Annotated in this window: 13 protein-coding genes; 4 read left to right on the top strand and 9 right to left on the bottom strand. The window is 72.3% G+C overall.

The window, feature by feature from the left end; translation table 11 throughout:
* Positions 1-48: 48 nt before the first annotated feature.
* The 8 genes from GGE06_RS07995 to GGE06_RS07960 all read right to left on the bottom strand — a co-directional run bounded on the left by GGE06_RS07995 (position 49) and on the right by GGE06_RS07960 (position 12,156).
* On the bottom strand, positions 49-726 hold the full coding sequence (locus GGE06_RS07995; RefSeq protein ID WP_246532376.1) for an HAD family hydrolase: 678 nt from the start codon (positions 724-726) through the stop codon (positions 49-51).
* A gap of 27 nt (positions 727-753) precedes the next feature.
* Entirely contained in the window at positions 754-3,795 is a 3,042-nt protein-coding gene (locus tag GGE06_RS07990; RefSeq protein ID WP_184930376.1) for an alpha-mannosidase, read from the bottom strand.
* A gap of 45 nt (positions 3,796-3,840) precedes the next feature.
* Complete coding sequence (locus GGE06_RS07985) at positions 3,841-5,586, bottom strand: glycoside hydrolase family 35 protein (RefSeq protein ID WP_184930375.1); 1,746 nt, start codon at positions 5,584-5,586, stop codon at positions 3,841-3,843.
* 38 nt (positions 5,587-5,624) lie between these two features.
* Entirely contained in the window at positions 5,625-7,589 is a 1,965-nt protein-coding gene (locus GGE06_RS07980) for a glycoside hydrolase family 5 protein (protein WP_184930374.1), read from the bottom strand.
* Positions 7,590-7,682: 93 nt separating this feature from the next.
* On the bottom strand, positions 7,683-8,528 hold the full coding sequence (locus tag GGE06_RS07975) for a carbohydrate ABC transporter permease (protein ID WP_116157194.1): 846 nt from the start codon (positions 8,526-8,528) through the stop codon (positions 7,683-7,685).
* Positions 8,529-8,535: 7 nt separating this feature from the next.
* Complete coding sequence (locus GGE06_RS07970) at positions 8,536-9,537, bottom strand: carbohydrate ABC transporter permease (protein WP_184930610.1); 1,002 nt, start codon at positions 9,535-9,537, stop codon at positions 8,536-8,538.
* A gap of 5 nt (positions 9,538-9,542) precedes the next feature.
* Positions 9,543-10,826: an ABC transporter substrate-binding protein gene (locus tag GGE06_RS07965; RefSeq protein WP_116157196.1), complete on the bottom strand. Its 1,284-nt coding sequence runs from the start codon at positions 10,824-10,826 to the stop codon at positions 9,543-9,545.
* A 139-nt stretch (positions 10,827-10,965) separates the two neighbouring features.
* The gene (locus tag GGE06_RS07960) at positions 10,966-12,156 is read right to left on the bottom strand and encodes an ROK family transcriptional regulator (RefSeq protein WP_220378515.1); all 1,191 of its coding nucleotides are present in this window, start codon (positions 12,154-12,156) and stop codon (positions 10,966-10,968) included.
* A 180-nt stretch (positions 12,157-12,336) separates the two neighbouring features.
* Here GGE06_RS07960 and GGE06_RS07955 point away from each other — a divergent pair, with 180 nt between their 5' ends.
* Both GGE06_RS07955 and GGE06_RS07950 read left to right on the top strand, forming a co-directional pair.
* The gene (locus GGE06_RS07955) at positions 12,337-14,463 is read left to right on the top strand and encodes an alpha-galactosidase (protein WP_184930373.1); all 2,127 of its coding nucleotides are present in this window, start codon (positions 12,337-12,339) and stop codon (positions 14,461-14,463) included.
* 35 nt (positions 14,464-14,498) lie between these two features.
* Positions 14,499-15,353, top strand: a complete 855-nt coding sequence (locus tag GGE06_RS07950) for an alkaline phosphatase family protein (RefSeq protein ID WP_184930372.1) — start codon at positions 14,499-14,501, stop codon at positions 15,351-15,353.
* Positions 15,354-15,357: 4 nt separating this feature from the next.
* Here the strand turns inward: GGE06_RS07950 and GGE06_RS07945 are convergent, their stop codons facing one another.
* Positions 15,358-16,056 (bottom strand): substrate-binding domain-containing protein, encoded by a 699-nt coding sequence (locus tag GGE06_RS07945; RefSeq protein WP_184930371.1) that lies wholly within the window; start codon positions 16,054-16,056, stop codon positions 15,358-15,360.
* A gap of 75 nt (positions 16,057-16,131) precedes the next feature.
* On the opposite strand from GGE06_RS07945, the gene GGE06_RS07940 reads away from it, so the two are divergent.
* Both GGE06_RS07940 and GGE06_RS07935 read left to right on the top strand, forming a co-directional pair.
* Positions 16,132-16,899 carry an IclR family transcriptional regulator gene (locus tag GGE06_RS07940; protein ID WP_116157200.1) on the top strand — a complete coding sequence of 256 codons (768 nt, stop codon included), beginning with the start codon at positions 16,132-16,134 and terminating at the stop codon, positions 16,897-16,899.
* Positions 16,900-17,003: 104 nt separating this feature from the next.
* Entirely contained in the window at positions 17,004-18,215 is a 1,212-nt protein-coding gene (locus tag GGE06_RS07935) for a 4-hydroxybenzoate 3-monooxygenase (RefSeq protein WP_116157201.1), read from the top strand.
* Positions 18,216-18,221 lie beyond the last annotated feature (6 nt).

The following is an 18,221-nucleotide window of genomic DNA, read 5'->3' as shown; positions in this document are numbered from 1 at the left end:
GGAGCCCAGGCTCCGGCCGGGTGTTCCGGCGTCCCCGGCGCCGGTCCGCTACAGGGCGGAGTCGTGGCCGGGGTCGCCGACCAGACGCCGCAGCAGGGCGAGGTCCACGTCCAGGAGGCTGCGCGCGACCGTCCGACGCGGGGCGGGGGCGATGGGGGTGTGCGAAGGGATCGCCAGGACCGAGCAGCCGGCTGCCTCCGCCGACGTGATGCCGGTCGGGGTGTCCTCCACGGCGACGCAGGCCGCCGGAGGGACGCCGAGCGTGGTCAGGGCCGCCCGGTAGGGGTCGGGGAACGGCTTCGTGCGCGGGGTCTCGCCCTCGGCGACCGAGGCGGTGAACCATCGCCGCCCGAGGGCGTCGAGGACGGTGTCCACCACCGGTCGCGGCGAGGCGGAGACCAGGGCGGTCGGGACCCCCGCGGCGCCGAGGGCCGTCAGGAGCTCCACGGCCCCCGGCATGGGGACGACCTCCCGGCGTACGCGTTCCGTGAAGCGCCGTTCGAGGGACTCGCCGAGCCGGGCCCGATCGGGCCGCCCGGCGGACCGGGCGGCGAGGTGGGCGGCGCTGTCGTCGATCGCCCGGCCGAGGACGAAGGCGAGGTCCGCGTCCGTGAGGGCGATCCCGAGCCCGAGGGCCTCCTCCTCGACCACCCGCAGCCAGAGCCGCTCGGTGTCGACGAGTGTGCCGTCCATGTCGAAGAGGACGGCCTGCAGTGCGGTGTCCAAGGAAGCTCCCGGGTGCTGGTGAGGTCCTCAGCCCTCGGATCGGCGCGCGATCCTCAGCGTGCGGATCTCGAAGGGGCGGAGGGTGAGGTGCGGTCCCGTGTCCTCCGGGGTGTCCGGGCGGACGGGCACGGTGCCGTCCACGGGGCGTTCCAGGAGGTCCGTCTCGGTCACGGTCTCCCAGGGGAGGGCGAGGGACAGTGTGGTCCGGGCGCGTCCGCCGTGGGCTTCGTACAGGCGGACCACGACGTCGCCGGAACCGTCGTCGGCGAGCTTGACCGCCTCGACGACGACGCCGTCGTCGTCGGTGGCGACCAGCGGTGCCACCGCCGCCGCGCCGGGGACGGCCCGCTCGGGCAGGTTGGCCTCGTAGCCCTCGCGCACGGCGGCCGCGACGTCGGCCCCGATCACGAAGCCGTACCGCAGCCGGTGCCGGCCCTGGTCGGCGTCCGGGTCGGGGTAGCGGGGCGCCCGGAGCAGCGTGAGGCGGACGGTGGTCGTGGTGCCGCCGTCGGGGCGGACGTCACGGGTGACGTCGTGGCCGTAGGTGGAGTCGTTGACCAGGGCGGCGCCCCAGTCGTTCTCGCCGACGTGCAGGAAGCGGTGGGCGCAGATCTCGAACTTGGCGGCGTCCCAGCTGGTGTTGGTGTGGGTGGGGCGCTTCACGTGGCCGAAGGGGATCTCCGCCGTGGAGTGGTCGGCGCGCACGTCCAGCGGGAAGGCGGCCTTGAGGAGCTTCTCCTTCTCGTGCCAGTCGATCCCGGTGTCGACGTCGAGCCGCCGGGAGCCCTCGCGCAGTGAGAGGAGCTGCTCGATCCGGGAGTCGCCGAAGGTCCGGACGACCCGGACACCGCCGGGCTCGGCGCGCACCTCGTCGGCCGCGGTGAGGTCGCGGACGGTGTTGCGGTAGAACTCCTCGATGTCCCAGGCGTCGTACTGGTTGGGGAAGTCCTGGTGCAGTTGGAGCAGGTTGGCCGCCGCGCCGGGGGCGAGGGCCTCACGGCCGGTCTCCAGGTCGACCGCCGAGACGACCAGGCCTCGGGCGTCGATCTCGATCCGTACGAGCCCGTTGTCGAGGGTGAAGCCGTCGCCGGAAGGCACCGGCACGACCGTCGGGTCGGCGGGTGCGGTACGGACGGCCGCGCCGAGCGCGGGGAGGCCGCCGCGGGCGTACGGGGAGGCGTTGAAGACGACAGTCCCCTCGCCCTCGCCGGCCAGCGCGCGCTGCGCCGAGGCGACGATCCCCTCCAGTTCGGCCAGGACCTCGGCGTACGTCCGCTCGGCCTCGCGGTGCACCCAGGCGATGGAGGAGCCGGGCAGGATGTCGTGGAACTGGTGCAGGAGGACGGTCTTCCAGAGCCGGTCGAGCTGCTCGTACGGGTAGGGGAAGTCCGTGCGGACGGCCGCGGTGGCCGACCAGAGTTCGGCCTCGCGCAGCAGGTGCTCGCTGCGCCGGTTGCCCTGCTTGGTGCGCAGCTGGCTGGTGAGCGTGCCGCGGTGGAACTCCAGGTAGAGCTCGCCGACCCACACGGGGGCGTCGGGGTACTCGGCCTCGGCGCGCGCGAAGAAGTCCGCGGGCCGCTCGACGACCACCCGGGGCGAGCCCTCCAGGTCGCCGAGGCGCGCCGCGCGTCCCAGCATCTCGCGGGTGGGGCCTCCCCCGCCGTCGCCGTAGCCGAAGGGCAGGAGCGAGCTGTTGGCCGCTCCCTTGTCCTGGAAGTTGCCCACGGCGTGGGCGAGTTCGGCGCCGGTGATCTCGGCGTTGTACGTGTCGACGGGCGGGAAGTGGCTGAAGATCCGGGTGCCGTCGAGCCCCTCCCAGCGGAAGGTGTGGTGGGGGAACTTGTTGGTGGTGTTCCACGAGATCTTCTGGGTGAGGAACCAGCGCACGCCGGCCAGCTTCATCAGCTGCGGCATGGCCGCGTTGTAGCCGAAGGTGTCGGGCAGCCACATCTCCCGGGTCTCGACGCCGAACTCGTCGAGGTAGAAGCGCTTGCCGTGGACGAGCTGGCGGGCGAACGCCTCGCCTCCGGTGATGTTGGTGTCGGGTTCCACCCAGAGGCTGCCGACCGGCAGGAACTGACCGGTCTTCGCCTTCTCCTGGACGCGGGCGTACACCTCGGGATGCCGCTCCTTGAGCCAGGCCAGTTGCTGGGCCTGGGACATGGCGAAGCGGAAGTCCGGGTGCTCGTCCATGAGCTGGGTGACGTTGGAGAGCGTCCTGGCGACCTTGCGGACGGTCTCGCGCAGCGGCCACAGCCAGGCGGTGTCGATGTGCGCGTGGCCGACGGCGGAGACGCGGTGGGCGCTGGGTGCGGCCGGGGACTCCAGGGCGGGGCGCAGCACCTCGCGGGCGGCGGGCGCGGAGCCGGAGACGTCCTGGAGGTCGACGGCGTCCAGGGCCCGTTCGATCGTCCGGAGGAGTTGCCAGCGGCGGGGGTCGGCTTCGGGGAGGGCGTGCATCAGCCCGCCGAGGACGTCCAGGTCCTGGGCGAGTTCCCAGACCTGGGTGTCGAAGACGGCGAGGTCCGCGCGGAGCAGCCGGTACAGGGGGTCGCCGGCGTCGCCGCCTCCGGTGATCCAGGCGGGCGCGCCGCCGAGGGGGGTCGGTTCGTGGCTGTCGCAGAGGGCCGGGTTGGCGGCGGCCTCGACGGTGTAGGTGACCTCCTCTCCCCCTCGGACCGGGTCGGCGACCGGGATCCAGCTGTTCCGGGGGTTGAGCGCCTTCAGGACGGTGCCGTCGGGCCGGTACACCAGGCCCTCGGTGGAGAATCCGGCGCCGGTGACGTCGAAGCCGAGGTCGAGGACGGCTTCGACGCGCTGTCCGGCCCACTCCTCGGGGATCCGGCCGGTGATCCTGAACCAGCTCGTCGACCAGGGCGGTCCCCAGCGGTGTCCGATCCGGACCGGGCGGTACGGCGCCGCCAGGCCGGCGGCGACCGGCACCGGCTCGCCGGGGACATCCCAGATCTCGACGTGGAGGGGGACGGCCCGGGCGTGTACGGCGGGCCGGATCCGTTCCTTGAGCACCCGCTTCAGGCGCTGCTCGACGAGGCGTTGCTTGCTGTGCATGGGGCTCTCCGCGCGGGTGTCGGTGCCGGACAGAACGGGGGGGTGTCAGTCCTCTGCGGGTCCCAGGTCGGGCCGGTCGCGCAGTTCGACCGTCCGGGTGGTGGTGGCATGGAGTTCGAGGACGGTGATGTCGTTGCGTCCGGGACGCAGGACCGGCGCGGGGACGTACAGGGTGGTCTGGGGGCCCCGTGACCAGTACCGGCCGAGCGGGAACCCGTTGACCCAAGCATGGCCCTTGGTCCAGCCGTCCAGCGCGAGGTAGCCGTCGGCGGGCCGGGCGAGTTCGAAGGAGCCCTGGTGGAAGGCCGGCCCGACCAGGGGCCCGGTGGGGGCGACGGCGAGGTCGTCGATTCCGTCGAGCGGGAGCGGGCTGCTGCTCCAGTCGGCGAGGTCCTCGCCGTTGACGGTGACCCGGCCGAGCAGGCCCTTGCGGTCGTGGATGCCGGTCCCGTAGTTGACCCGACCCTGGTTCTCCACCAGCACCGTGAGGCGGGCTCCGCTCCTGGGCGTGAGGAAGGCCAGGGCGTGTTCGTGGTTCTCCCGTTCCAGGACGCCGACGGGCTGCCCGTCGACGAAGACCTGGGCCCGGTCGCGCACCTCCCCCACCCGCAGCACGGTCGCCCCGGCCGTGGGCAGCTCCGCCTCGTACCGCACGAACCCGAACGACTGGCCGAGCTGTTCCATGGTCAGCGGGCGGTCGGCGCGGACGGGCCGCCCGAACAGGCTTGTCCGGTCGAACAGGGCGGCGGACGCGTCGAGCTCGACGACGGTCGGGGCGAGCTTCGGGCCGGGCGCCGGGACCGGCTCGTCCGGGACGGGGGCGTACCGGGCGATGACCTCGCGGAAGGCCTCGTACTTGGGGGTCGGGTCTCCGGCCTCGTCGAGGAGGGCGTCGTAGTCGTAGGAGGTCACGGTGGGGCGGTAGGTGCCCTTGTCGTTGGCTCCGCTGGTGAGGCCGAAGTTGGTGCCGCCGTGGAGCATGTAGATGTTGACGGAGGCCCCGGCGGCGAGCAGCCGGTCCAGGTCTGCCGCCGCGTCGGCGGGATCGCGGGTGGTGTGGGCGGCCCCCCAGCGGTCGAACCAGCCGATCCAGAACTCCGAGCACATCAGGGGGCCGGTCGGCTGGAGGCGGCGCAGTGCGTCGAGGCCGGCCTCGACACGGCTGCCGAAGTTCACGGTGCGCAGGACCCCGTCGAGGCCGCCGCGGGCGAGGTCGGCGGGCTGGTCGCAGGTGAAGAGCGGTACGTCGACGCCGTGGGTGCGGAGCAGGCCGGCGAGGTCGGCGAGGTAGGCGGGGTCGTCGCCGTACGCGCCGTACTCGTTCTCCAGCTGCACGGCGATGACCGGCCCCCCGGCGCCGGCGAGGTACGGCTTGAGCGGCGGGAGGAGGGCGGCGAGGTAGCCGTCGACGGCCGCGAGGAAACGGGGGTCGCGGCTGCGCAGTGCGATGCCGTCCTCGTCGAGCAGCCAGGAGGGCAGGCCGCCGCCCTCCCATTCGGCGCAGATGTACGGGCCGGGGCGGAGCAGCACGTGCAGGCCCTCCGCGGCCGCGAGATCGAGGAAGCGGGGCAGGTCGAGACCTCCGTCCAGCCGGAACGCACCGGGCCGGGGGGCGTGGAGGTTCCAGGGGACGTAGGTCTCGACCGTGTTCAGTCCCAGCAGGCGTGCCTTGTGGAGCCGGTCGGCCCACTGGTCCGGGTGGACGCGGAAGTAGTGCAGTCCGCCCGAGATGATGCGGAACGGCCGGTCGTCGAGACGGAATCCGTCGTCGGCGATCTCCAGTCGGGGCATGCCGGGGTGCTCCTAGGTGTGGGTGCGGAAGGAGGTGGTCAGGCGAGCGGGCGGCAGAGCAGGGCGTCGGGGACGCCGTAGTGGGACCACTTCCAGGTGTAGGCGACGCCGGCGAGGTATTCGCCGTCGGCGCACTGGCCCTTGTAGTAGCCGGGGGCCCAGTCGCTGGCGTTCGAGCCGCCGGTGGCGGGGCGGTTGTCGCCGTGGTCGAACCAGAGCACGCGGCCGTTGGTGGGCAGGGAGGCCGCCGCGGGGGCGCAGAGGAGGGCGGCCATGGAGTTGCCGTTCACGCTGTAGCCGACGGCGAAGGTGCGGTCGGGGCACTGGAGCTTGTTGTAGCCGCTCGCCCAGTCGCCGCCGGTGACGTACCGCTCGTCGGTGACGACGGTCCAGGATCCGGTGCCCTTCGCCGGCTGGCCGGCGTCGGTGCACAGGCCGCGGCTGTCGCTGCGGCCGAGGCCGACGAGTCGCTGGGTGTCGGGGCAGTTGCCCTTGCGGTTGCCGGGTGACCAGTCCGGCTTGGCCAGCATGGTGGCGGAGACGTCGTAGTCGGCGTAGTCCAGGTTGAGCATGTTCCAGCGCGGGGTCGTGGCGATCTGCCCGGTCCTGGCGGGCGCGGCGACGAGCTTGTTCCAGTCCGTGGCCCGCCAGTCGCCGGCGTCCATGAGGCCGAGCCGGGTGCCGTCGGTGCTGTAGTTGACCATGGCCCAGTTGTCCTGCGGCTTGCCGGTCGCGTCGGTCCAGCCGACGAGCGGCCAGATGGCGAAGTCGGTGTCGTTGTTCACCAGGATGTCGGTGAAGCGGCGGAACCAGTCGCGCTCCTTGGCGTTCGGCTCGCCGCGGCCGGAGGCACCGAACTCGCTGATCCACACGGGGGCGGTGAAGTGCTGTCCTGACCGGGTGACGAACAGGGCCTGGTCGTCGACGACCTTGACGAGTTCCTCGGGGGTGAGGTCCTGGTAGCGCGGGTCGTGGGTCTCGCCCGTGCCGGTGGCGCCGGTGTGGTTGGGGCCGGTGTACGCGTAGAAGTGCGCCGAGTAGACCAGCTTGTCGGAGCGGATCAGGGTGTTGGAGAGGGTGGCGACCGGGGTGAGCGTCGGGCGGCTGTGGGGGGTCAGGTCGGTGGGGATGCCCTGCCAGTTGATGCCCTCCATGATGATCAGGAGGTCCGGGGCGGCCTGCAGGATCTCGTTCCCGGCCTGTTCGAGCGCCTTGTTCAGGTCGTAGTCGTTGCCCCAGCCCCAGTTGGCGTCGTTCCAGGTGTCGCGGCGGACCTCGTTGCGCAGGTCGGCGCCCACGACGCGCTTGTTGTCCCGGTAGCGCTTGGCGAGGAAGACCCAGTCGTCGATCCACTGCCGGGTGGACTGGCCGCTGTTCCAGCGCTCGTTGCCGTCGAGGCCGCAGCAGAAGCGGTAGCTGGTGGTGTGGTTGTTGAGGATGACCGCGAAGCCGTCGTCGGTGAGCGCCTGGATCACGGCGTCCATGACCTGGAGCGGGGTCTTGCCCTTGAGCTGGGGGTTGGCGGCCACCGCCGCGTCGGGGACGGTGGTCGTGTCGTGCACCAGGGCGTTGGCGAACGGCAGCCGGATGCTGTTCAGCCCCAGGGCGTGGAAGTCGGCGAGGATCTGGTCGATCGGCTTGCGGTCCAGGCCGAGGGGGATGTTGTTCGACTTCTGGTCCGCCTGGTGGTTGGCGGGGTCGTTGACGTCGCCGCTGCCCTCCCAGGTGCCCTGGGCTCCGGCCCAGTTCCCGGACTTCAGCTTGAAGCGGTTGCCGGTGGCGTCGACGACGTAACGGCCCCGGGTGGAGAGCGGTCCGGTCCACGAGGTGGCGAGCTGGTCGGCCGTCGCCGCGACGGGGGCGGGGTCGGTGGCGGTCTCCGGGGCGGCCGCGGCGCCCGGTACGGCGGCGGCGAGGAGCGCCGCGGTGGCGAGCAGCGCGGGCAGGCCGCGTACGGCGGACCCGGCCGGTCGGGTGGTTCGGAAAGTCCTGGCGGTTCGCATGAGGTGTCCCTCCGTCGTAGTGGGGTGAGGGAGTGCGGGTGGTGCGGCCCCGGACCGGGGTCCGGGGAGACTGGTGGGCCGATGCGTGTCCGGTCAGCCCTTGAGGCCGCTGGTGGCGATGCCTTCGACGATGTAGCGCTGGGCGACGAGGAACATGACGACCAGAGGCGTGATGGTGACGACGGCGCCGGCGAAGAGGCCGGGCAGGTTGATGGTCTGCGAGGTGAGGAACGTGGACAGCGCGATCTGCGCGGTCCAGGCGGACGGGTCCTGTCCGATGACCAGGGGCCACAGGAAGGAGTTCCAGCTGTCGATGAAGGACAGTGCGCCGAGCGAGGCCAGCATCGCTCCGGAGCTCGGCAGGGCGATCCGGCCGTACAGGCCCAGCCAGCCGAGGCCGTCGAGTCGTCCGGCGTCCTCGATCTCGCTCGGGAACTGCAGGTAGAAGTTGCGGAACAGCAGCACCGCGAACGGATTGAAGAGGCCGGGCACGACGATGCCCCAGAGGGTGTTGACGCCGCCCATGGAGCCGACCACGACGAACGTCGGCACGAAGGTGACCGAGCCGGGGATCATCAGCGTGGCCACCACCAGGGCGAGCACCACCCCGCGTCCCGGGACCGGGATCCTGGCAAGGGCGTAGCCGGCGGCGGAGGCGAGGAGCGTGGACACGGGTGCGGTGACGGCGGCGATGAGCAGCGAGTTGCCGAGGGCCGGGCCCATGGAGACGGCGGGGTCGTCGAAGAGGGCGGTGAAGTTCTCGAAGTGCATCGTCGAGGGCCACCACGTCCACTCGGGCGCCGTCAGGCTCCGGGAGTCCATGAGGGAGTTGCGGAGCATCAGGTAGAAGGGCGCGAGGAAGGCCGCGGTGAGCAGGCCGACGAGGAGGCCGCGGGCGCCGAGGCGCGCGGTGCGGGCCAGTGCGGGCAGGGTCGTCATGCGCTTCTCATTCTCCGCTCCTGCCGAAGCCGGTGAACCGGCCCTGGATCAGGGTCACTCCGACGATGAGGGCGGTGAGCACGAAGGCTCCGGCGGAGCCGATGCCGTAGTTCTGGCTGCCCATGGCGGTGTTGTAGAGGTGGACCAGGGGGGTCTGGACGGGGGCGGTCCCGGTGCCGGACTGCCCGCTGTTGAAGAGGTTGTAGAACTCGTCGAAGGCCTGGAAGGCGGCGATGAACAGCAGCATGAGGACGGCGACGGAGGTGTTGCGCAGCATGGGCAGGGTGACGCCGGTGAGGAGTCGCCTGCCGGTGGCGCCGTCGAGTGCGGCCGCCTCGTACAGCTCCTTGGGGATGGCCTGGAGCCCGGCGAGGAAGAGCACCATGTAGAAGCCGACCTGGAGCCACAGGCGCAGCGTGACGAGGACGATCCAGTAGAGCGGTGGCGAGGTGGACTGGAGCCAGGCCACCGGCTCCGCGCCGAACCAGCCGCCGATCGTGTTGGCGATGCCCGCCGGAAGGCCGTTGAACAGGCTCATCTTCCACAGCAGTGAGGCGGCGACGTACGAGACGGCCGCCGGGATGAGGAAGGTGGTGCGGAACAGGGCCCGGCCGCGCCGGATCCGGTGGACCAGGAGCGCGAGCCCCAGGGAGACGGCGAAGGTGACCGGCACGATGAAGGCGGTGAAGAGCAGGATCTGGACGAGCGAGTCGCGGAAGGCCTGGTCGGACAGGAGCGTCCGGTAGTTGTCGAGTCCGACCCAGTGGCCGAGGGCGATGGTGCCGCGCGCGTCGCTGAGGCTGAGCAGGAAGCTCCAGCCGATCGCGACGTACTTGAAGATGCCGAGCCCGATGAGCACGGGTGCGGTGAGGAGCACGAACGCGGTCCAGCCGGACCGGCCGGCGCGGGGCCGGCCGGACCGGGCGGTCCGGGCGGCGCCGCGCGGGGTGGCCGCGGGGCGCCCGGTGCTCTCGGGCTTCGTCGTGGTGGAGGTCGCCGAGGCGTTCATCGGTGTCACCGGCCGAGCTGCTTGTCGATCTCGCTCTGGGCCTTCTTCGCCGCGTCGGCGAGGAGGGCGGCCGGATCGCCTTCGCCGCCGGTTATCTTCGCCGCGGCCGCGTTGAAGGCGCTGCTGATCGCGGTGTCCCAGGTTCCCGGGTTGTGCTTCCCGTACTTCTCTGCCAGGACCACGGTCTCCTTGGCGGTGCCGGTGGAGAGCTTCTCCGCGGTCGCCGCGACGGACTTGCGCGGCGGGACGTGGAATCCGTAGCTCTCGGCGAAGTCCCGCTGGAGGGAGGACTGCTCGACCCACAGCCACTGGGCGAACTTCTTCGCCGCCGCCAGGTTCCTGCTCTTGGCGTTCACGCATTCGGTCCAGCCGCCGACCCGGACGACGGGGGTGCCGCCGGCCTTGAAGGCGGGCCAGGGGATCACGCCGAAGTCGTCGCCGAGCGCGTCCTGGACGGCGGGCATCGCCCACAGGCCGCACCACTGCATCGGCACGACGCCCTGGGTGAAGGCGGCGGGGTCCCACCAGTCGGTGGTGAAGCCGAGGAGCAGCGACTTGTCGTCGTGCAGGCGCTTCAGGGCGGTGACCGCCTCGAGGGCCCGGGGCGATCCGAACGCCACCTTGCCCTCGGGGGTCACGAGGTCGCCGCCGTTGGACCAGACGGCGTTGCTGGCGCTGTCGCCGATGCCGTCGTTGCCGACGAAGAGGCCCTTGTTCTTGCTGGTGGTCAGGGCCTTGGCCGCCGCGGCGAGACCGTCGAAGGTGGTGGGCGGGGTGATCCCGGCCTTCGCGAGGACGCTCTTGCGGTAGTAGAGCATGATGACGTCGTCGATCATCTTGACGCCGTACAGCTTGCCGTCGACGGTGACGGAGCTGATGGCGTTGGCGTTGAAGTCGCTCCGGGCGCTGCCGTACACGTCGTCGAGCGCGGCGATCTGCCCCCGCCGGACCATGGCCTCGCTGAAGTCGCCGATCTCGAAGACGTCGGGGGCCGCGTCGGTCAGCAGGGTCGCGTTGACCTTGGCCGAGTAGTCGCCGGGAACCCACGTCACCTTGACCGCGATGTCGGGGTTGGCCTTGGTGAAGGCGGTGGCGTAGCGGAGCACGGCCTGCTGGGTGCCGGTCTCGCCGTAGGCGTGGTACCAGACGTTGAGGGTGGTCTTCGCTCCGGAGGAGGAGCCGCCGGTGGGGTCGGTGCTGCAGGCGGTCGTCAGGACCGTTCCGGCGGCGACGAGCAGCGATCCCGTGAGGAAGCCTCGTCGGCTAAGCTCGGCTCTGCGTGCGCTCATGTCGTATGTCCTTCTGTGAGGGTGTGCGGGGCGGATGTGCTCCCTGGTCGGCGCCTTCGTCAGTGCTTGCCGGCAGAGGAGGGCGGCGGCCAGGGAGTCGTACGCGACGGCTGCGGGGACGGCGGTTTCGCCGCGCCGGTCAGCCGACGCCGATCGTGGAGGGCGACGCGGGCTGCGGGAAGAGGGCCTGTATGGCCACGGCGGCTCCCCCTCGGGCCCATTCCTCCCAGGGCAGCGGGCGCAGCGAGAGCGGACAGCGGGACGCGGCGCCGAAGACGTGCGCGGCGTACGCGTCCTGGATGTGGCGGCCGAGGAGGTCGTAGGCGTCGACCCCCTCACCGCTGACGACGACCCGTTCCGGGCCGACGACGTTGACCAGGGTGGCGATGCCGACCCCGATGGCGCGTCCGGCGCGGGCGAACGCCTCGCAGGCCTCGGGGCTGCCCTCGCGGGCCATCCCGACGACCTCGCCGAAGGTGAGGCGCGGGTTCGCGGCGGCCTCGCGGACCGCCGCGAGGATCACGTCGGTCGAGGCGATGGACTCGACGCAGCCGCGTGCGCCGCAGCGGCAGCGCGGTCCGGTCGGGTCGACGCAGACGTGTCCGACCTCGCCCGCGACGCCGTAGGCGCCCCTGAGCAGGCGCCCGTTGACGACGAGGGCGGAGCCGATGCCCGAGCCGATGGTGACCAGCGCGAAGTACTCGGTGCCGATGCCCTCTCCGAACCAGTGCTCGGCGACGGTGAGGGCCCTGACGTCGTTCTCGACGGTGACCGTCAGGCCGGTGGAGGCGGCGAGCAGTTCGGCGAGCGGGACGTCGCGCCAGCCGAGCAGGCCGGAGTGGCGGAGCCGTCCGCTGTCGCGGTCCACGTCGCCGTTCACGGCGACGCCGAGGTGGCGCGTACGGTCGCGGAACGCCGGGTCGGCGTCGAGGAGTTCGTCGACCAGGCCGGCGACCTGGACGGCGACGGCCTCGGGGGTGCACTCGTTCAACGGCCGGCCGGCCGTGGCCCGGATGCCGGCCCTGAGGTCGCAGACGGCGCCGAAGAGTTCACCGGCGCTGATCTTCAGTCCGATGAAGTACTCCCGGTCGGGCGCGACCGCGAGCGGGTTGACGGGTCGTCCGGCGCCGGGGGCGGTGCGCTCCGGCGGGAGTTCGTACAGGTAGCCGTCGTCGATGAGCGGCCTGGCCGCCTTGGTGACGGCCGTCGAGGAGAGTCCCGTTCGCCGGGCCAGTTCCACTCTGCTGAGCGGGCCCTCCGCGAGGAGCAGGGCGAGGACCGCGGTCTCGGCGGGCGCACTGACCAGAGGCTGGGAGTGATGTCGAAACACGGGTGCAACGTAGAGCAAATAAATAACTTCTTCCAGTATTGATTTGAGAGTTGGGGCTCCCCTACGCTCGGGCCCGCTTCTGTGCCCATCTCCGGCACATGGAAAGCGACTTCGGCGACTCTCCACGCAAGTCGCCCTGGATACGGCCCTGTTACCACCGCACCGTCAGGGGATCCATCCGTGCTTGCCGCACTCCCGCCCGTCACCTTCCACCCCGACCTCGGCCTCGCGGTCCTGCGGACGCCCCACAGCGTCTACGCCCTCCGCCTCGCCGCCGACGGCAGCCCCCGCAACGTCCACTGGGGCGGGCCGCTCGGCATCGACGCCCTGGCCGCGCTGCCCGACGCGGCCTCACCCGCCGCGAGCAGCTTCGAGGCGGACGCCGCGCCCGACGAACTCGCGCCTCAGACCGGGGCACGCTTCGGACCGGCCGGCCTGCAGGTCCGCTTCGCCGACGGCACCCGAGGCACCCAGTGGCGCTTCGCCGGCCACCACGTCGACGGCGGGGAGCTGCGGCTGCGCCTGGAGGACCGGCACCGCCCGCTGCGGGCCGAACTCTGCTATCGCGTACGGCCCGACACGGACGTCATCGAACGCTGGACGGAACTGACCCACACCGGGGAGGCGGACGGATCGCCCGGTCCGATCTCCGTCGACCGGCTCGACTCGGCGTCCTGGACCGCTCCCCCGCTGGCCGACTACCGGCTCAGCCACCTGGCGGGCGGCTGGAACAGCGAGTTCCAGCTGCAGCGCGACCGGCTTCCGGTCGCCGAGACCGTGCTGACGAGCCGCCGGGGACTCACCGGCCACCACGCGAACCCCTGGCTGGCCGTCGACGACGGCACCGCGAGCGAGGTACGGGGCGAGGTGTGGAGCACCGCGCTCGCCTGGAGCGGAAGCTGGCGCGTCACGGTCCACCGCGATCCGGTCGGCCGCACCACCTGGACCGGCGGCTTCGGCCACGAGGGGGTCGGCTGGACCCTGCGGCCGGGCGAGAGCCTGCGCACCCCGGTGTACGCGGGCCTCTACACGCCGGACGGTTTCGGCGGGGCCAGCCGCGCCTGGCACGCGTACGTGAGCGGGAACGTGCTGCCGGAGCCCGAGCGCGACCGGCCGGTCCTCTACAACTCGTGGGAGGCCACCGGGTTCGACGTCGACGAGGCCGGTCAGATCCACCTCGCGCGGCTGGCCGCCGGGCTCGGCACGGAGCTCTTCGTCCTGGACGACGGCTGGTTCGGCACCCGCCGTGACGACCGGTCGGGCCTCGGCGACTGGACGCCCCGCCCCGAGGCCTTCCCCCGGGGGCTGCGTCCGCTCGCCGACGAGGTGCACCGCCTCGGCATGCGGTTCGGTCTGTGGGTGGAACCGGAAATGGTCAACCGGGACAGCGAGTTGTACCGGGCGCATCCGGACTGGGTCGTCCACTCCGGCCGGCTCGACGCGACCGAGCTCCGCAACCAGCTGGTGCTGAACTTCGGCCGGCCCGAGGTGGAGGCCTGGGCCCACGAGACCCTCGACCGCCTGGTCCGCGAGCACGACGTCGACTGGCTCAAGTGGGACGCCAACCGCCCCTTCACCGAAGCGGGTTGGGACGGCCACCCCGACCCCGACCGGCTCTGGATCGATCACACCCGGGCCGTCCACCGCATCATGGACCGGCTCCGTGCCGACCACCCCGGCCTGGGCATCGAGGCGTGCGCGGGCGGTGGCGGGCGCGTCGACCTCGGCATGCTCGCCCGCACCGACCAGGCCTGGACCTCGGACAACACCGATCCGGTCGACCGGATCGGGATCCAGCACGGCTTCTCCCAGCTGTTCCCCGCCCGGGCGATGGCCGCGTGGGTCACCGACAGCCCGAACCCCGCCACGGGCCGGCGCACCCCGCTGCGCTTCCGCTTCCACGTCGCCATGGCCGGGGCGCTGGGGCTCGGCGGGGACCTGACGTCCTGGACCGAGGAGGAGTTGAAGGAGGCCACCGAGTTCGTCGCCGCGTACAAGCGCATCCGCCCGCTCGTCCAGCGGGGACACCAGCATCGCGTCGCCTTCGACGGTCCCGTGTCCGCCGTCCACTACGCGGCGCCGGACGACAGCGAGCACGCGATCCTCGTCTGGCGCCCCACCACCCGCTTCGGCCACGCGCCCGCCCCCGTGCGGCTGCCCGCGCTCGACCCGGAGGCGCGCTATCTGGACCTGGACGTGGACCGGGTGCACAGCGGTGCCGTCCTGGTGAGCCGGGGCATCGACCCGCGGCTTCCCTCCGGCGACTACGCCAGCAGCCTGATCCGGCTCCGCCGCGTCGGCCCCTGACCCCCCCTCCACCCACGACACCTCTGGACAGCCCCATGGACACCGCACCGGACACCGCCCGCGTCCTGGTGGTCGGCATCGACGGCGTACGCCTCGACCTGCTCCCCGAACTCGGCACCCCCCACCTCGACGGGATCGCCCACGAGGGCTTCCTCGCACCCGTCGAGGTGGACGCCGCGACACCCACGATGTCCGGCCCGTGCTGGGCCACCGTCGTCACCGGTGTCGGCGTCGCCAAGCACGGGGTGTGGGGCAACCGCCTGGACGGCAACCGCCTCGACGTCTTCCCCGACTTCACGACCCGCCTCGCCGCCGACTGCGGACGCCGCACGTTCGCCGTCGGAGGCTGGGCTCCGCTCTTCCTCGCCCAGCAGGGCGGCCCGCTCTTCGTCGCCCCCACCCGGCTCGGCTATGTCGCTCCCCGCGAGGACACGCCCGAGGCCTGGGAGGAGGTGGACACGCGGGTGACCACCGACGCGGAGCACCTCCTCGGCCTGGACGAGGACCTCCACGCCGGCTTCGTCTACCTGGGCGCGGTCGACGAGACCGCCCACTTCCTGGGCTGCGGCGCGGAGTACCGCGCGTCGATCGAGGCGGCGGACCGCCGCCTCGGCCGCCTCCTCGCCGCCGTGCGCCGCCGCCCCTCGTACGAGCAGGAGCGGTGGACGGTCATCGTGGTCACGGACCACGGCCACCGCGACGAAGGGGGACACGGGGGCCGCAGCCCGCTGGAGCGCACGGCGTGGATCGCCGCGTGCGGCCCGGGCCTGTCCGCCGGTGCGGCCCCGCAGGTCCTCCACCACGCCGATGTGGCCGCCCAGGTGTACACCGCGCTCGGCATCACACCCGACCCGCACTGGACCCTGGACGGCGCGCCATTCCGCGTATGACCGGTCAGTCCTCCCCCGGCGCCCGCATGCCCCGGGCCCGCGCGGTCCTCGTCGCCGGCTCGGACCCGAGGAGGTCGAGGACTTCCCGGGCCCGGGCCGGCCGGGTGGAGGACGCCGGCACTCCCGCGCTGAAGACCGAGTCGATCGCGGTGTCCCCCGGCAGCGGTCCGACGACGACCACGCCCGGCAGGTCCATCAGCTCGCTGTGCTGCTGGAAGGCCAGGTCGGCCTGCCCGGACGACAGCAGGCCGCCGGCGGGCACCCCCGGTGCCGCCTGGACGAGTCGGTCGGCGAGCGTCTCGGTGAGGCCGAGTCTGCCGATCAGGTCGACGAGTGCCGTCCCGCTCGGGCCCGTGGAGTAGGCGATCCTCCCCGCGGCCAGGAGGGCGGCGCGCAGGTCGGACTCCGAGTCGAGCGCCGGGACCGGCGTCCCGTCCGGCACGGCGGCGACGACCTGGGAGATCCACAGCGGCCGCACCGTCTCCGCCAGGAGGTGCCCTTCCGCCGCCAGCGCGGCCAGCGCTCCGTCGGCCAGCACGAGCAGGTCGGCCCGCGCGCCCTCGCGTACGCGCCGTGCGGTCTCGACCCCGCCGGCGGCCTCGAACCGGACGGGGATCCCGTGGGCGAGCCGGATGTGCTCGGAGAGCTCGGCCAGGATCGGCCGGGTCGCCATCGAGGACAGTCCGGAGATCTCTCGGTTCAACTGGACTCCTTGGTGTGCGGCAGCTGGTACGGCGGGCAGTCGGGCTGCTCGGCGCCGGTCTGCGAGACTGGCCGCGTGAGCGCGACCCAGATCTCAGCAGCGGGAAAAGTCCTCAAGGTCCTCTCGGCCTTCGGCCGTGAGCACTCCTCACAGACCCTGTCGGAGATCGCACAGCGTACGGGTCTCGCTCTGAGCACCACGCACAGGGTGGTGACGGAGCTCGCCGGCTGGGGCGTCCTGGAGCGCGGCGAGGACGGGGCGTGGCATGTCGGGCTGAGGCTCTGGGAGATCGCCTCGGGATGCCCGCGCACCCAGATCCTGCGCGATGTGGCACTGCCCTTCATGCAGGACCTCTACGAGGTGACCCACGAGAACATCCAGCTCGCGGTGCGCGAGGGCACCGAGCTCGTGTTCGTCGAGCGGATCGCCGGGCACCGGTCGGTGGAGCTGCTGACCTCCGTCGGGACGCGTTTCCCGGTCGCCTCCACCGGAATGGGCCGGGTGCTCCTCGCGCACGCGCCGCGGGAGATCCAGGAGGAGGTCCTCGACTCGCCGCTGCGGTCCTGGACCCCGCACACCGTCGTCGACCCGAAGGCGCTGCGCACGCAGCTGGACCGGATCCGCCGCGAACAGGTCTTCGTCAGCGACCGGCAGCTCTCGGCGAGCACGGTCGCCGTGGCCGCGCCCGTGCGGATCGGGCGCAGGGGTCCGGTCAGTGCCGCGCTCGGAATCGTGTTCACGGCACAGGGCGCGAGCCGTGCGCGCGCGTTGCGGGAGCCGCTCCTGAGGGCGGCGCACGGGATCTCCGACGAGCTCGCCCGGCGTACCCACACGACCGCCTGAGAAAAGAGCGGGCTTCCGCCTGACGGAAACGCCCGCGACCGGCCGCGGCACCGGCTGTCAACGTTCGACGTGTTCGGAACGTTCTCAGTTGCTCAGGAGATGCCATGGCTGATGCCGTCGTCGACACCGTTTCCTCGGTTCCAGTCGCTGTCGTCGGTGCCGGCCCAGCCGGCCTGATGCTGGCGCACCGGCTGGGGCGCGCGGGGATCGACGCGATCGTGGTCGACACCCGCACCCGCCGTGAGATCGAGACGACGCAGCGGGCGGGCATCCTGGAGGCCGACGCGGCCCGCGACCTGGTCGAGACCGGCGTCTCCGACCGGATTCTGCGCGAGGGCCACGAGCACGAGGGCACGGTGCTCCGGTTCGGCGGCCGGCCGCACCGCATCCCCTTCAAGGAACTGGTCGGCGAGTCGGTGTGGCTCTACCCGCAGACCGACGTGTTCATCGATCTGGCCGACGCACGGGAACGCGACGGCGGCACGGTCCACTTCGGTGTCGGGGACACCGAGGTCCTCGACGTCACGACCGGTGCCCCCCGGGTCCGCTACACCGCCCCCGACGGATCGCGTCACGAGATCCGCGCGCGGTACGTGGTCGGTGCGGACGGCTCGCGCAGCATGTGCCGCAACCTGGTCCCGGAGGACCGGCGGGTGCGGTACGGCAAGGAGTACCCGTACGCGTGGTTCGGCATCCTCGCCGAGGCGCCGGTCAGCGCGCCCGAGCTCGTGTACGCCCACTCCGAGCACGGCTTCGCGCTGATCAGCCAGCGCTCCGAGTCCGTGCAGCGCATGTACTTCCAGTGCTCCCCCGACGAGTCCGTCGACGCCTGGTCCGACGACCGCGTGTGGGAGACGCTCCAGGCGCGGGTGGCCGGTGAGGACGGCTTCCGGCTGAACGAGGGTCCGATCACCGACAAGACGGTGCTGCGGTTCCGCTCCTTCGTGCAGGAGCCGATGCGCTGGGGTTCGCTGGTGCTCGCCGGGGACGCCGCGCACACGGTGCCCCCGACCGGCGCCCGCGGGCTCAACCTCGCCCTGCACGACGTGAAGGTCCTGGCCGAGCTCCTGCTGCGGGCACTCGGCGGCGCGGGCGACGCCGCCCTCGACGACTACCAGCCGCGCGCGCTGCAGCGGGTGTGGCGGGCGCAGAACTTCTCGCACTGGATGACCCAGCTGCTGCACACGGCGCCCGGCGGCTCGCCGTTCGACCTGCGCCGCCAGCTCGGCGAGCTCGACAACGCCGTGGGCACCCGATCCGGGCGCACCTACCTCGCCGAGCAGTACACCGGCTGGCCCGCCAGCTCCCGCGGCTGACCCCGA

This window comes from Streptomyces nymphaeiformis (genome assembly GCF_014203895.1).
Lineage (GTDB): Bacteria > Actinomycetota > Actinomycetes > Streptomycetales > Streptomycetaceae > Streptomyces > Streptomyces nymphaeiformis.
The sequence above is the reverse complement of the archived record's forward strand: the minus strand, read 5'-3'. Positions and strand labels throughout refer to the sequence as shown.